General features: G+C 41.0%; 13 protein-coding genes and 1 pseudogene. 2 read left to right on the top strand and 12 right to left on the bottom strand.

Features of this window, described 5'->3' with window-relative positions:
- Nucleotides 1-104: 104 nt before the first annotated feature.
- The 4 genes from argF to I2432_RS03015 form a co-directional block, all read right to left on the bottom strand.
- The gene (gene argF, locus I2432_RS03030) at nt 105-1,118 is read right to left on the bottom strand and encodes an ornithine carbamoyltransferase (RefSeq protein ID WP_012515215.1); all 1,014 of its coding nucleotides are present in this window, start codon (nt 1,116-1,118) and stop codon (nt 105-107) included.
- A 14-nt stretch (nt 1,119-1,132) separates the two neighbouring features.
- Nucleotides 1,133-1,564, bottom strand: a complete 432-nt coding sequence (locus tag I2432_RS03025) for a GNAT family N-acetyltransferase (protein WP_012515214.1) — start codon at nt 1,562-1,564, stop codon at nt 1,133-1,135.
- Nucleotides 1,565-1,573: 9 nt separating this feature from the next.
- On the bottom strand, nt 1,574-2,809 hold the full coding sequence (gene arcA, locus I2432_RS03020; RefSeq protein ID WP_043029465.1) for an arginine deiminase: 1,236 nt from the start codon (nt 2,807-2,809) through the stop codon (nt 1,574-1,576).
- Between the two features lie 268 nt (nt 2,810-3,077).
- Nucleotides 3,078-3,758 carry a Crp/Fnr family transcriptional regulator gene (locus I2432_RS03015; RefSeq protein ID WP_014622486.1) on the bottom strand — a complete coding sequence of 227 codons (681 nt, stop codon included), beginning with the start codon at nt 3,756-3,758 and terminating at the stop codon, nt 3,078-3,080.
- A 140-nt stretch (nt 3,759-3,898) separates the two neighbouring features.
- Here I2432_RS03015 and I2432_RS03010 point away from each other — a divergent pair, with 140 nt between their 5' ends.
- A complete protein-coding gene (locus I2432_RS03010; RefSeq protein WP_165623104.1) occupies nt 3,899-4,372 on the top strand; it encodes an arginine repressor in 474 nt (157 codons plus the stop codon).
- Nucleotides 4,373-4,882: 510 nt separating this feature from the next.
- Here I2432_RS03010 and I2432_RS03005 read toward each other — a convergent pair.
- The 8 genes from I2432_RS03005 to ccdA2 all read right to left on the bottom strand — a co-directional run bounded on the left by I2432_RS03005 (nt 4,883) and on the right by ccdA2 (nt 12,705).
- Nucleotides 4,883-5,371: a prolyl-tRNA synthetase associated domain-containing protein gene (locus I2432_RS03005; protein WP_206156365.1), complete on the bottom strand. Its 489-nt coding sequence runs from the start codon at nt 5,369-5,371 to the stop codon at nt 4,883-4,885.
- A 259-nt stretch (nt 5,372-5,630) separates the two neighbouring features.
- Nucleotides 5,631-6,335, bottom strand: a complete 705-nt coding sequence (locus I2432_RS03000; protein WP_206156366.1) for a B3/B4 domain-containing protein — start codon at nt 6,333-6,335, stop codon at nt 5,631-5,633.
- A 14-nt stretch (nt 6,336-6,349) separates the two neighbouring features.
- Nucleotides 6,350-7,438, bottom strand: a complete 1,089-nt coding sequence (locus I2432_RS02995; RefSeq protein WP_043052850.1) for an MmcQ/YjbR family DNA-binding protein — start codon at nt 7,436-7,438, stop codon at nt 6,350-6,352.
- Nucleotides 7,439-7,477: 39 nt separating this feature from the next.
- Nucleotides 7,478-9,196, bottom strand: a complete 1,719-nt coding sequence (locus tag I2432_RS02990) for a cache domain-containing sensor histidine kinase (protein ID WP_206156367.1) — start codon at nt 9,194-9,196, stop codon at nt 7,478-7,480.
- Nucleotides 9,193-9,933, bottom strand: coding sequence for a response regulator transcription factor (locus I2432_RS02985; RefSeq protein WP_165623575.1), 741 nt, complete (start codon nt 9,931-9,933; stop codon nt 9,193-9,195). Before I2432_RS02985 ends, I2432_RS02990 begins: the two co-directional genes overlap by 4 nt.
- 267 nt (nt 9,934-10,200) lie before the next feature.
- Nucleotides 10,201-11,313: a peptide-methionine (R)-S-oxide reductase MsrB gene (msrB, locus tag I2432_RS02980; RefSeq protein WP_043029462.1), complete on the bottom strand. Its 1,113-nt coding sequence runs from the start codon at nt 11,311-11,313 to the stop codon at nt 10,201-10,203.
- Nucleotides 11,314-11,330: 17 nt separating this feature from the next.
- The gene (locus I2432_RS02975; protein WP_043029461.1) at nt 11,331-11,981 is read right to left on the bottom strand and encodes a TlpA family protein disulfide reductase; all 651 of its coding nucleotides are present in this window, start codon (nt 11,979-11,981) and stop codon (nt 11,331-11,333) included.
- Between the two features lie 13 nt (nt 11,982-11,994).
- Nucleotides 11,995-12,705 carry a thiol-disulfide oxidoreductase-associated membrane protein CcdA2 gene (gene ccdA2, locus I2432_RS02970; RefSeq protein ID WP_014622479.1) on the bottom strand — a complete coding sequence of 237 codons (711 nt, stop codon included), beginning with the start codon at nt 12,703-12,705 and terminating at the stop codon, nt 11,995-11,997.
- Between the two features lie 389 nt (nt 12,706-13,094).
- On the opposite strand from ccdA2, the pseudogene I2432_RS02965 reads away from it, so the two are divergent.
- A pseudogene (locus tag I2432_RS02965) lies at nt 13,095-14,380 on the top strand (transposase).
- Nucleotides 14,381-14,532 lie beyond the last annotated feature (152 nt).

Raw genomic sequence — 14,532 nt, 5'->3', positions numbered from 1 at the left:
GAGAACCAGAACGACTCGTCATGTAGTTAAAGTACGTTTTTTAGTAGTTAAATTGTTAAATTAATGAAATGAGCTAAAATAAATTAAAAGGTACCAATCACAGCTTACACTTTTGGAATGAAAAGATTACCAAGAGTTGCGGCCATAACCGCTTTAATAGTGTGCATACGGTTTTCTGCTTGGTCAAAGTGACGAGCGTATTTGCTGCGGAAGACCTCATCTGTTACTTCCATTTCTTCTACACCAAATTTCTCAGCAACGTCTTTTCCGTAAACAGTATTTGTGTCATGGAAGGCTGGCAAGCAATGTAAGAAGATAAGGTTGTCGTTGTCTGCTTTTTTAACAAGCTCCATGTTCACTTGATATGGCTTCAAGAGCTTCACACGCTCTTCAAACTTGTCTTCTTCACCCATTGACACCCACACATCAGTGTAAAGCACATCTGCGCCCTTAACAGCCTCATCAGCATTGTCAGTAACTAACACATGCGCACCTGATGCTTTAGCATAGCCCTCAGCCAGCTTCACGATGTCTTCTGCTGGGAAGAGCTCTTTTGGTGAGAAGATATGAACATTCACACCTAGTAAGGTACCTGCTACTAACAGTGAATTGGCAACGTTGTTGCGTCCATCACCACAGTAAACCAAGGTCAAGCCTTCAAGCTTACCAAAGTTTTCCTTGACAGTAAGGTAGTCCGCAAGCATTTGGGTTGGGTGCCATTCATCAGTCAAGCCATTCCACACTGGAACACCTGAGAATTCTGCCAATTCTTCAACCATACGTTGGCTAAAGCCACGGAATTCAATCCCATCAAACATACGACCCAATACCTTAGCTGTGTCCTCTGTTGATTCCTTTTTACCAAGCTGAATATCGTTAGCGCCAAGGTATTCAGGATGAGCTCCTAAATCAATCGCCGCAGTTGTAAAGGCAGCACGTGTGCGCGTTGATGTTTTTTCAAACAAGAGGGCAATATTTTTACCTTCTAAATAGTGATGTGGAATACCACGCTTTTTAAGGTCTTTCAAGTGTGCTGCAAAATCAATGAGGTATTCAAATTCCTCACGTGTAAAGTCTTTTTCTGCTAAGAAGCTACGTCCTTGAAATACTTGTGTCATTTAAATTCTCCTTTTTATAAATATTTTTCTACTGATTGACAAGGCTCACCGTCTTCATCATAAGGCTCGCCAAAGGCTTGATAGCCAAGACCTTCATAAAATGACTGTGCGCTAATCTCGCTATGAATAACCAATCGCTCGTAAGCTTGCTCTCTGGCATACTGCTCAAGCGCTTCTATCACCTGCGCACCATAGCCCCTACCACGATACTGACGCAGCGTAGCAACTCTTGTTAGACGAGCCTGATCTTTAGCTGTGGGTAAAAAGCGAGCTGTGGATACAGGCTGATCACCATCATACAAGACTGCATACACGCGATCGTTATCGTCAAAGCAATCAAATTCATCTTGCCGATCAATCTGCCGCTCTAAGACAAAAACCTGATAGCGAATATATAAGCTAGCTGCCCGTTGAAAAGGCTGATTTCCAACAATAACCCTTGTCATTTGCCTCTCCTAGATGTCTTCACGTTCAAACGGCATTGACATGCAACGAGGTCCACCACGACCGCGAACCAATTCACTTCCATGAATCTTAATGAGCTTCAAGCCCTTTGATTCAAGAATGGCATTCGTAATAGTGTTACGGTTATAAACAACCACGACACCTGGTGCGATTGTTAGCGTATTTGAACCGTCGTTCCATTGCTCACGACCAGCTGCCACAAGGTTATCACCACCACAGCGAATAAGCTCAACACGCTCAACTCCCAGATTAGCAGCTAAAAGCTCAGCCAAATCACCAGTTTCTTCTACAATACGAAGCGCTTCATTTTCATAGGTCACTGAGTAAACGCGAAGATCTCCTTCAATTTCTGGGTGAATCGTGAATTTATCATAATCCACCATTGTAAAGACTGTATCTAAGTGCATGAATTTACGATTGTTAGCAAATTCAAAGGCCAAAACCTTCTTGAAGCCAAGATTTTGCTTAAAGATATTAACCAAGAGCTTCTCAATTGATGCGGCGTCAGTCCGCTGTGAGATACCTACTGCAAGGACGTCCTTGGATAGCACAAGCTCATCACCACCCTCAATCCGAGTGGTTTCATTACGGTCATAAACCATAGGCACCTTACCGCCACCATAAACTGGGTGATGTGTGAAAATGTATTTACCGTAAATGGTCTCACGATTGCGTGTTTCTGAGAACATGTGGTTAAGCGAAACACCTGTACCAATAGTTGCAAAGGGATCACGTGTGAAATAAAGGTTTGGCATTGGGTCAATCGCAAAAGGATAGCTTGATTCAACCAAGTCAGTCAAGCCTTTTTCTGCTGCTGGAATCTCAGGCAATTCTGATTTTTGCACACCTGCCATTGTTTTTTCAATCAATTCCTGATTGTCTTCAATAGACATCAGCAGCTCACGAATAGCTTTTTTAGTTGCCCTTCCACGAATATTAGCTTCGCTTAGGTATTCATCAATGAAGGCTTCACGAATTTCTGGTGTTACAAGTGATTCAGCAGCTAGTGTTTCAAGGTATAGCACCTCTACTCCTTCATCTCTCAAGGCCTGTGCAAAAGCATCATGCTCTTTTTGAGCGTCCTCCAAAAATGGAATATCATCAAATAATAGACGTTCCAAGTAGTCTGGCATCAGGTTTTCAATTTCCTTACCAGGTCTGTGGAGCAAAACCTTTTTTAGCTTGCCAATTTCAGAGTAAACATGAATCGGTGTTTGAGCAGTCATAAGAATTACCTCTTTCTAATGTTTTGTGAATTCACTGCTAAGACTCTTAGCTTTTGCTTACACCCCTAGTTTACTCCAAGCGGCATTCAAAAATAGGGTATTTCTCACAGCTGATTTGTGTAAACGATTACACTTTTTTGCTCAAAAATGAATGTTTATGTTTTTGTATACGTTTTCTTGTTTGTTTTTTACATTTTAACGAAAAATCTTATATTTATAAATTGAAAAAAGTCAAAAAACTTTTTAAGCGAAGCTTTTTGACTTGACCTTAGGTTGTATACTGCAGAAAATAGCTTTTATCTAGGTAGGTGAGGTATTTCCCCTTGACTGCAATCAAGCCTTCCTTTTTCAAATCTCTAAAGACATGACTAACGGTTTCTCTGGTTGTTCCACTCATTTGTGCAATGTCAGTAGTCGTCAGCTGAAAAGGCAGAGTATCGCTATCCTTTCCCATTTCAACCAGTAAAATAGCCAAGGATTGAATCACACGTGAGCTTGCACTGGAGGTGATGAGATTGCGCACCTTGAGCTCATGAAGCTCCAGCAAGGACGACATTTTACTGTAGAGATGCTTCATCTGCTGCTGATTGTGCAAGGAATAGTCCTCAAACAAATCAGTCGGGAAATAAAAGTAGGTGACATCTGTCATCGCAACCACCGAAAAATGATAGTAGTCATCTGTAAACAGCCCCCCGTAGGGAAAAATTGTCCCATGTCGTATGAAATCAGTATAGGTAAAGGTTCCTGTCCGATCTGACTGCTCAATCTTAAAATAACCTGAGGTCACTAAAAAGAGTCTGTCCCTCTTATCACCTTCAAAAAATAACATATGATCCTTTTTAGCTTGTCTAAATTCCATTTGGCCGACAATCTTGTCAAATTGTTCAATTGAAAAATGACAGAAATCATCAAGTTTTCTAAGGTATTGATAATCTTCTCTTCGAATCACGCAAATCTCCTTTTCTAAGCACCCCTTCTATTTTAACATAAAAAGACTATTTTTGTAAGCGGTTCATCTAAAACTTTACACACTGCCATCTTTTTGTTATACTCTGAATGTTACTAATCATTAGGGGAATATTATAAGAAATGAATAAAAAAGAAACACGTCATCAATTAATTCGATCTCTAATTTCTGAAACAACTATTCACACGCAGCAGGAATTACAGGAGCGTTTACGAAAAAATGGGATAAGCATCACACAGGCAACCTTATCACGTGATATGAAAGAACTTAACCTTGTCAAGGTTACAACTGGTAATGACACGCATTATGAAGCGCTGACCATTTCTCAGACGCGTTGGGAGCATCGTCTGCGCTTTTATATGGAGGACGCCCTTGTCATGCTCAGGGTTGTTCAGCATCAGATTATTTTAAAAACCTTACCAGGGCTGGCACAATCCTTTGGCTCTATCCTTGATGCTATGCAAATCTCAGAAATCGTAGCCACTATCTGTGGTGATGATACCTGTCTGATTATCTGTGAGGACAATGAACAGGCTAAAGCCTGCTTTGAGATCCTGAGCCATTACACACCACCCTTTTTCTTCAGCAATAAATAACCCTTTCAAAGGAAGCGTCAAATCACTTTAGCTTAGCAAAAACGCATGATGTCCCACTACAGTGGTGTCATGCGTTTTTTTGATGGACTAGCTTTAAAATCAGAAATGTCTATCAGGTTCCTTTTGCAATTTAACCCACGCTCCTGCAAAGAGAGCGACAGCCCTCCTCGGCTTGGTTAGTCGTGGGTATACATGTCAACTAATGCCCCAGCAACAGGGGCGACAAATGGGACGTTTTAGGACCTCAAGATCATGACTAATTTTAGCTCCTACCAGACTTGATAATCAGTCATCACGCAAGGTCTGCTGGTCGTTTTCTTTGTTTGATCCTCTGTTCAAAAGCCTTGAGATTTAAGCTCAAATACCAGATAAGCATATGACACAAGGGTCTACTGGCTATTCTCAGTAGTCAAGAAAGGCTATTGTGCTTTTTGTTTGCCCTGGATTGGCTAGGCCACCAGCTTTGTGAACTGATGTGAGCAAGAACCGCTAGAAGAACCTTGAATTTAGCTATAGATCCACGATATTGACCGCGTAACCTATAGCCGCTAGAAACTTAAAGAGGTCATCTGTTTGAATAAAGATGGTTTTGTCATTGGTATTTGGGTGAAAGCTCATTCTAGCTTCGTGAGCAATAGCTTTATCAACGTAAACCTGAATATCCTTATCCTCGTTGTTTAAAAGACCAAAAGGAGAAACAACTCCTGGTGGCAGCTGCATCTTGGCAAGCAAGCATTCTGCTGATGCCATTTTAATCTGCTTTTCTCCAACAAGTTCCTTGAAGCGATTCATATTCAGTCTCTTGGCATCGTCCATAATGACCAGATAAAAATGCTTCTTTTTCCTAGTCGTTAAAAACATTGTCTTGGTTCTAACCCCTTCAATGCCCTCTATGAACTGGTCTGCCTGCTCTGTGGTTAAAGCTGGCTCATGCTCAATCAGCTGGTAGTGAATCGCTAAAGCCTTTAACGTATCATCAACCTTGTCAAATAACTCCATGCTGACCTCCTTAGTTATCCTCATAAGTTAACTACATTATACTATTTTTTAAAGTTCTCTGATAGGATTAAGAAAGCCCTTTAGCATAAACAACAGCTTAAAAGCTTTTATTAATCGCTTAATTAGATCAAACAAGCAAAAACTGTTTCCCTGTCATACCATATCCTACAGCTATAAGGAAATCTCCCTCGACAACACCAGATAAAAGCACCTGAACAACTGAAAAAACTAGGAATACTGGCTTCCTAGCTTTTTTTGATTAAAGCGTGATACTTGGTGAGGTTTTATCCAGCGTATATAGTGCTGTTTCTGCCTTCAGGTAGCGCTTGGCCTTGTCTTCGATAAACTTAAGAGCGTCCTGCAATCTTGCCTGAGTCTTGGTATCCAATGCTTCAATGATTAAAAAGGCATTTTTAGTGCGATCGGTAATCATTGTCCTTTCGCCATCGCGCCAGTTTAGGCAGCGGCAAACAGCACCAGCATCGTCCTTGTAGCAGAGCTCATTTGGCAGAGTTGGACTGTTTTTAGAATCACCAATGAGGTAAAACTCATCGCCTCCCTCTGTTAACGTCAGGCGTAAGTCACCTACAAAGCAATCACTATCTTCTGCGCCAACTGGCAGACCAAACCGTAGACTGGCTGCATTGTAAATATCCACCAGAGGGTTAATGGAGGACAGGACTTGACCATTTGCCACCCTCTTTAGGAGAGCTTCAATACTGGATCTGGCTCCCTTTTTTGTCTTAAAACGCTGATAGGCTTGACGATAGACCTGAATGATCTCATTGTCACTAAACGACTCTTCAGTCAAATACTGCTTAGCTATGTCATGGCTGTCTGCCAATAATTGCTTGACCTCTTGTGGGGAGTCTTCCTGATTGTCATAGTTCCTGAGCAACAAAACACCTAGCTTAGCATCAGGAAATAATTCCCAAAAGCTCTGATCTGCTATAAATTGAGTCATACCCACTCTCCTTATCATTCTTTTTGTTTCACATCTTTAAAATACTCTTTTTCCTTCAAAAATGCAACTAATTGTGGGCTTAACCGTCTTGGACCGCGAACAGCATTAACCCCATACTGTTTCATCAAATCAAGGGAAATCAAACCATCTTCGTAGCAATGCAACAAGCGTAGCGACATTAAGGTCTTAATTTTCGCATTTTTCCGATAGCCTTGATTAGGAATGTCTGATCTCAAGACCTGACAGGCATAGCGAATCGATCTGGTCGGTGCAGTGATATAAATAAAAACATAGTCTCCAGCTTTTATGGAAGCCTTTTGCGTCCAGAGAATGTCAGGATTAGCTGCAAATTCCGCGTCAATATCGTAATAGCTGAGATTAGCAGGAATCACCCAGTAATCTGGTCCATCTGGGTTAGCTAGGCCATTAGGATTAGCCAATTGACGACTTTTCGTGACTAGCTCCCAGAGCTGATCATCTGCTAGTGTACCATCTAGTAATAGGCTAATCCAGGTCTTTTTAGACATATGATAGGCTGGGTAAACACCACGTTGCTGCAAGAGGTGTGTTAGCTGATTAGGAGCAATTCTAACAGTCAATACCTCAACCATTTGCCCCTGTAAGACCTTTGGCACCTGTCCTAATTTATCGGCTAGCAGGGGCAATACCATCGCATACCACTTGCCAGAAACACGATAAGTGGCAATATTAGGGAATTTTTCAAAGGGGTAATCTAGTGGATCATTCCACTGCTGGCTAATGCTTGTTGCCACTTGGTTGGCCTGCCTTGTCTGAAAAGGGGTAGACCTAAAGCAGGCAGCTGATAAACGTCCAAGAAGCTCTAGATAAGCTTGACGAACCTGACCAACATAAACTCCCTGCTGTCTATCATTTCTCAAGGGGAGATAGTCCTCCCCAAGGTCAGTATCAATCACTCTAGCTGAGAGCTGACCAGACGACTTGATCGTAATCAAGGCCTTGAAATCTCCTTCCATAAATGACTCCTGATAACAATAAGTGTCACCCTCTTGGGTAAAGCCATAAGGGATAAGGGCTTCAAATATAGGACTTTTTCGCTTAAAATAATCGGATTCTAAAGACATAAACCTCTCTTTTCCTTGTTGCTACTAAGGGAATATTGATTAGGGGGCCTCATCTAGGCTATCAAGCGCCTTGGGAAGATAAAGCTTAATCTCAGTAAAAACAGCCTGCTCGCTAGTGATTGCCATTCTATAGAGATGACCATATTGCAACCTCAAGCGCTGGTCAACATTTTTTAAGCCAACACCACCACGTTCAAGCAGGGTCTGACTGCTGTCATCAGCTAAGCTTATGCCCTTTCCATTATCCCAAACGGATAATATCACATGACGATCAGCTTCTGATACAGTCACTCTGATTATTCCAGGTCTATCAACCTCCTTAATACCATGATAAATGGCGTTTTCCACCAAGGGCTGAAGAATCAGCTTAGGAATCATAAAGTCCTGATATTTCTCAAGCCCCTTGATCTCATAGTGCAGCTTCTCACCATAGCGCTGCTTTTGTATAAACAAATACTGACGAGCGTGATCCAATTCATCAGCAAGGCTAATGAATTCATTTCCCTGATTTAAGGCCAAGCGGAAATACTTAGCCAGAGACTTGGTGACATCAACTACACGCTGGCTGTCATTAAACTCTGCCATCCAAATAATAGTATCTAAGGTGTTGTACAAAAAATGAGGGTTAATTTGGCTGGCTAAGGCTTGCAGACGATACTGCCCAATGGCTTTTTCCTTGTCGGCCACTGATACCATAAGGCTATCAATTTGATCCAGCATGGCGTTAAACTGACGTGCCAAATCAGCTAACTCAGGCGAGCCAATTTCCTCAGCACGCAGCTGACGGTTACCCTTTTGAATAGCTAAAATGAGAGCCTGAAGCCTCCTGATAGGACCAATCCAGCTTCTCAGAACAAATACTGTCCCAAGACCACAGATGACAGTTGCAAGCAGACCCGTCCCTAAAAAGGACCAAAAAATCTGCCGCTGCACATGATAGAGCTGATCCAAAGAGGCAACTCCAATCAAGGTCCATTGACTGTCTGGAATCACCCTTTGGTAAACAAAATAATCCTTAGGCTTTGTATAGCCATCAGCAACAGCAAGGTAGGGCTTCATTGCGGCCATTTCTCGCTCTGAGCTATAGACGGTATTTTTAGGGTGATAGACAAATTCATGCTTATCATTAACAATAAAAGCAAAGCCCTTACGCCCAAGCTGCAATTGATCTAGGGAGGATTTGATGGTATTGTAGCCAATATCTAGCCGCAACACCCCCAGATTGTTTCCTGCTTGATCCACAACCTCTTGAGTCACAGACACCACCCAGTCCTTTTTAGAATGTGAGGACAGCTGCCTTGCAGGGGTCAACACCGGCATGGCCTTGCGGTCAATAGCTGACTTGTACCAGGGCTCTGCCATCATATCATGCGAGGTAGTCATGATTAGCTTTGGGTTGGTTGTGACCATACGACCATCCTTTGTCACCAGAACCGCTGAGAGCAGGTCTGAATTGGTCGACAGCACAGTTGTCATCAATGCCAATACCTGGCTTTGATCATTGCTCTTAGCTTCCTTGGCAAAGGTCTGAATGCTCGTATGATTAGCCAAGGCTGAGGTTGTCTCCTTTAATGGCTTAATGTAGGCATCAATAAATTGAGAGCTCTGCCGAATGCTCTGTCTGGTTTCGCGTTCAATGAGCTGCCTGATATTATGAGAGCTGGTCTGATAATAAATCACTCCCAGAATAGTGATTAGTGAAATCACAATCAGAAAAAAATAACTCACTAATTGTACTAAAAGAGGGTAGCGCTTCATTGGCCTTCTCCTTTTTTATATTGCCTTGGTGTCATTCCAACCAACTGCTTAAAGCGCTGGGAAAAATAATTAATATCCTCAAAGCCAACCTGCTCTGCTATCTCATAAACCTTCAAATCCGTTGTTAATAATAAGAGCTTAGCCTTTTTGAGACGCTCCTGAATCAGGTAATCCTGAAAGGGCAAACCTAGATCCTTTTTGATTAAAACACTTAGGTAGTTAGGGCTAAAGCCCAGCTGACTTGATAGGCTTTTTAGCGTTAAACTTGAATCCGCTAAACGCTCCTGAATAGCTAGCTTAATTTCTGAGCCTTCTTGCTGCGGCTTATCAACTAGTTTTTGAAGGGCCTCTGTTTTTTTGAGCTTTTCTAATTTCTGCTTTAGCTTTTTGAGCATTTCTTCAACATCTGATTTGGAAAATGGCTTTAGCAGGTAGTCATCAGCCCCTAGCTTTAAGGCAGATAGGGCATAATTGAAATCATCATAACCTGTCAAAAAAACAAGATGAGTCTTTGGAGCCTTTGCCTTTATAAGCTCTGCCAGTTGAATGCCGTTAAGCTTTGGCATATTAATATCTGTTAAAACAATGTCATAAGGATTTTCTTGGAACAACTCCCAAGCCACCTGACCATTCTCAGCCTCTGCTATACGATCGATGGCAAATTGGTCAAAATCAACCAAAGAACGAATACCCTGACGCACAAGGTATTCGTCTTCAACAATAAGTAATGAGTACACACCATTTCTCCTACTATTTCTAATGCTTAGTGACCATAGTCATACAAGCTCTGCACATAGCTCGACAAGAGCTAAATAGGACAAGCTCTGAGCAAATGCCTCTTATCGTAATCACTCTTTTAAAAGCTACTACCTCTTAAGCAAGACTAAAGGACATGAGCCTGATCACATTTAGCAATATCGACTGAAGTAATCTTCAGGTCTTAATAACTATAATCAATCATCTGTGCTTCCTCATCTTATTATAACAAATCTTAGGATAATCTTCTAATCAACTGCTGTTAAAAGGTAACCATAGCCTTTAGCTTCCATTTCAGCCTTTGGAATAAATCGAATGGATAAACTGTTAATACAATAACGCAGACCACCCTGATCCTTAGGACCATCGGTAAAGACATGACCTAAATGGGAATTGCCTGAGCGGCTTCGCACCTCTGTGCGGTTCATATTAAAGCTCTTGTCTGTCTTATAGCGTAGCACATCTGGGCTAATAGGTCTGCTAAAGCTTGGCCAGCCACAGCCTGATTCAAACTTATCCTTGGAAGAAAACAGCGGCTCACCAGTGACCACATCTACATAGATCCCCGCTTCAAAGGAATCCCAATACCTATTTGAAAAGGCTTTTTCAGTCTCATTGTTTTGGGTCACACGATACTCATCCTTTGATAGCTTCTTTTTAATCTCTTCCTTACTTGGCTTAGGGTATTTTGTCTTATCAATCACTGGGTAAGAAGCCTCGTTGACATTAATATGGCAGTAGCCATTAGGATTTTTCTTGAGGTAATCCTGATGGTATTCCTCAGCCTTGGTAAAGCTCTTTAGGGGAGCTTTTTCCACAACAATTTTCTTTTTGTAATCCGAAGCCTTTTCCTGAAATACTGTATCAATAACAGTCAAATCAGATGGATCAGTATAATAAACGCCTGTACGGTACTGACTGCCACGATCATTGCCCTGCTTATTGAGGCTTGTTGGGTCAATAATTCTAAAGTAGTGTAAAAGAAGCTCCTTTAAGCTAATCCGATTAGCATCATACACAACCTGAACCGTCTCAGCATGTCCTGTCTGATGCAATAATTGATAAGACGTTGTATCACCTCTACCATTAGCATAGCCAGAAACAGCATCTAGAACACCATCAACATTTGAAAAATACTCCTCCACACCCCAGAAACAGCCTCCTGCAAGGTAAATCTCCTTTTTCTTCTCAGGCAACTTGGCATTAGCAGTCTTCTTGAGCTGAGACGTCCCTTTGGCAGGCAGCTTGACCTGATTATTATGGTAGCTAGTAGCGTAGCCTCTTTGAAAGACCATCAAAACACCTCCTAAAAATACTAAGGCTCCAAAAACGAGTAGCAATAATTTCCATTTGTGTTCCATGAGACAGCCTCCTTTGCTTATTTAATCTCCTTTAAGGTTTTTTCAATCTCTGATTTCTTTGCATAACCAATATGCTTCTTAGCTAAAACACCATCACTGCCAACAAAAATTTCAGTTGGATAAGATCTCACACCATAAGCCTCTAGCAGCTTACCATCTGGATCGAGCAAGACTGGTAAATCCTTAAAGTCTGTTCCTTCAAACCATTTTTTGAAATCAGCCTCGGATTTTTCACCCTGATGACCAGGTGAAACAATGGTTAAGACCTCAAAATCCTTATCCTTCATCGTAGCTAATGACTGTGTATCACCTAAGGTTGATAAGCAGATAGAACACCATGAGGCCCAAAATTTCAAGTAAACCTTCTTGCCTTTAAAGTCTGACAAACGATAGGTTTTGCCATCAATACTCTTTAATTCAAAGTCTGGGGCCATTTGCCCATCATTCTTGCTAGCCTTGTCAGCATCTGACATGTGCTTGTCATCTGACATCATATCCTTCTTGTCTGACATCATGTCTTTTTGATCCTTTTTCATCTTTGATTTGTGATCAGTCATGGTCATATGGTCTTTTTTACTATCATTCATGGCCATTTTATCCTTCGCCGAACATGCAGTTAATAAAGCAAGACATGCTAAGCCTGTTGTTAAAAGTGTGGTTTTTTTCATTGTTTCTTCTCCTTTATTCAAATAAACCTGATAAACTATTGAGATTTCCTGTCATCAACAGTAAGCCCATTACAACAATAAGTAAGCCACCTAACTTCTTCAATAGAGGAATGTGTGGTTTTAATTTATTAAAGTGCTTCAACACAATACCAGAAGCAAAAGATAGTAGTAAAAATGGTAGGCCTAAGCCCAAGGTATAAATAATCATCAAGAAGCCACCCTGCCAAGCCCCACTGCCACCTGAAGCCGCTAAGGCAAGCACCGAGCTAAGAACTGGTCCAACACAGGGCGTCCAACCAAAGCTAAAGGTAATTCCCAGCAAAAAGGCATTTAAAACAGCATTGCGGTCCTTCTTATTTTGAAATGCTACGCTCTTTTGAAATTGCAGCTTCTTAATGGTTACGATTTCCATTTGATGAATACCTAACAAAATCACAAAGGCACCAAGTAGGTAGCGAAACCAAGCAGCATATAAAATATTACCTAGTAACCCCGCCCCATAGCCTAAAATGATAAAAATGGTAGATAGACCTGAAATAAAAGCAAGGGTCTTAACAATACCGTACCAATATAGTTTCTTGCCAAAAATAGTAATAGACCTAGAATCATCAGAATCTAACAAAATGCCTAAATACACCGGCAGAACTGGAAAGATACAAGGGGAAAAGAATGATAACAGCCCTGCAATGAAAACTGAAACCATCAAAAGCATCGTTAATTCCATAATAAACTCCTCTCTTAAGTTACCTCTATTCTACCTAAAGTAGGGCAGACAAACTATAGACAGTGACATGAAAAAACTTGAATTTGATACGATATGCCTGACTAGGCCATCAGCCAAGTCCTATCAACTACAGCAAACAAGGGCTCAGGAGCTATCAAGCACCAGTCTAGCTGAGATAATGTGCTTGTTCTTTTGAAAAGTCTGATCTGCAATCACAAGAAAAAACCAATCCTGTTGCAACAACCTCAGATTGGTTTTTAGGGCTCTATAATTTCAGTAGTAGGTAAAGCCACCATGGAAATTATAGGGCTTTTTGAGTACACAAAAAGTCCCATAAGACTTATCATGAAAAGCAACTAAACTATCATTAAAAAGTATCTTATGGAAAGATTCATCATACCACACTACTCATCGGAATTAAAGATCAAAATATCACCTTGAATAAGGCTATCCAGCATGATACACATATCGAAGTCAGCGCTACACTGGACTATCACCCTCCTAAGTATAAGCACTGCAAAGGGAAACAAATCATATACGACTTCCAGAAACCTTCTAAAATTCCCTTCATCGAAATTGGGGGACCCTAGTCTTATCCGATTGAAAAAGAGAAGATTTCAGTGTAAGTCCTGTCGCAAGGTAACTGTCTCTGAAACCAATCTCGTGAAGAAAAGTTGCCAAATCTCTGAACCAGTTAGACAGAAGATCTCTCAGCTATTGCTCAATAAAGAGGCTCTTACGCATATCGCTGCTAAACTCGCTATCTCTACCTCTACCGTCTATCATAAGCTCAAGCAATGTCACTTTTACACCACCTTACCTGAGGTGCTTTCCTGGAACGAATTCTCTTATCAAAAGGGCAAACTAGCCTTTATCGCTCAGGATTTCAACACCAAGAAAATCATTATCATTCGCAATAACAGATGTCAAACAACCATTCGAAATCACTTCTTTAAGTACTCCAAAGAAGCTAGAAATAAGGGCAAAGTTGTTACTGTCGATATGTCAGGAAGTTACATTCCTCTCATTAAACCCTTCGCTCTTCTATTTTTAAGCTCAGGCTGAATTAGTCCACTGGACTAGTTCACTCTCAAAAGCTAAAATTGTTCTCGATCGCTTCCACATTGTGTAGCACATGAGTAGAGCGCTCAATCAAACTCGCATTCAACTCATGAAGCCATTTGATAAGAAAGCTCTTGAATATCGGGCTCTTAAATACTATTGGAAGCTTAGTCTAAAGGATAACTGGAAACTATCTCTTAATACTTTCTACTCTAGGACCTTTAGAGAAACATTAACTCCTAGACAATGTCTCAATAAGATTTTCAAACGAATCCCTGAGTTAAAAGGCTATTATGATCTGTACCAATGACTTCTTTTTCACTTGCAAGAAAAGAAGACAGAGCTCTTCTTTGGGTTAAGTCAAGATGCTTTGCCTCATCTCAATCACACCTTCAAAACGACTTTAAACACCTTTATACGCTATAACGACTATATCATCAATGCCATTGAACTGCCTTATTCTAACGCCAAGCTTGAAGCAACTAACAAATTTATCAAAGGTATCAAGCGCAATGCTTTTGGATTCAGAAACGTTGACAACTTCAAGAAAAGTATTTACCTTGCTTTGAACATCATAAAAGAGAAGGCGACCTTCGTCTCCTCTCGTGCTTAGTTATCAGTCACCCACTACACTTGACACAGAGATTTTTATCTATTTGACATAGTACCATAAAAAACTTAAATCAACTTGATTAATGTGATATGATTTATCCCTTCATGAAAAGTACCAGGGATACGGACCACGCCCTCGAGAAGAGAGCGACT

The organism is Streptococcus equi subsp. zooepidemicus (assembly GCF_015689395.1).
Lineage (GTDB): Bacteria > Bacillota > Bacilli > Lactobacillales > Streptococcaceae > Streptococcus > Streptococcus equi.
This window is presented reverse-complemented; position numbering and strand designations above follow the sequence as displayed.

What these genes read in the sequence shown, in the direction of transcription:
- argF (WP_012515215.1), bottom strand. Translation starts at nt 1,118, where the DNA reads ATGACACAAGTATTTCAAGGACGTAGCTTCTTAGCAGAAAAAGACTTT.
- I2432_RS03025 (WP_012515214.1), bottom strand. Translation starts at nt 1,564, where the DNA reads ATGACAAGGGTTATTGTTGGAAATCAGCCTTTTCAACGGGCAGCTAGC.
- arcA (WP_043029465.1), bottom strand. Translation starts at nt 2,809, where the DNA reads ATGACTGCTCAAACACCGATTCATGTTTACTCTGAAATTGGCAAGCTA.
- I2432_RS03010 (WP_165623104.1), top strand. Translation starts at nt 3,899, where the DNA reads ATGAATAAAAAAGAAACACGTCATCAATTAATTCGATCTCTAATTTCT.
- I2432_RS03005 (WP_206156365.1), bottom strand. Translation starts at nt 5,371, where the DNA reads ATGGAGTTATTTGACAAGGTTGATGATACGTTAAAGGCTTTAGCGATT.
- I2432_RS03000 (WP_206156366.1), bottom strand. Translation starts at nt 6,335, where the DNA reads ATGACTCAATTTATAGCAGATCAGAGCTTTTGGGAATTATTTCCTGAT.
- I2432_RS02995 (WP_043052850.1), bottom strand. Translation starts at nt 7,438, where the DNA reads ATGTCTTTAGAATCCGATTATTTTAAGCGAAAAAGTCCTATATTTGAA.
- I2432_RS02990 (WP_206156367.1), bottom strand. Translation starts at nt 9,196, where the DNA reads ATGAAGCGCTACCCTCTTTTAGTACAATTAGTGAGTTATTTTTTTCTG.
- msrB (WP_043029462.1), bottom strand. Translation starts at nt 11,313, where the DNA reads ATGGAACACAAATGGAAATTATTGCTACTCGTTTTTGGAGCCTTAGTA.
- I2432_RS02975 (WP_043029461.1), bottom strand. Translation starts at nt 11,981, where the DNA reads ATGAAAAAAACCACACTTTTAACAACAGGCTTAGCATGTCTTGCTTTA.
- ccdA2 (WP_014622479.1), bottom strand. Translation starts at nt 12,705, where the DNA reads ATGGAATTAACGATGCTTTTGATGGTTTCAGTTTTCATTGCAGGGCTG.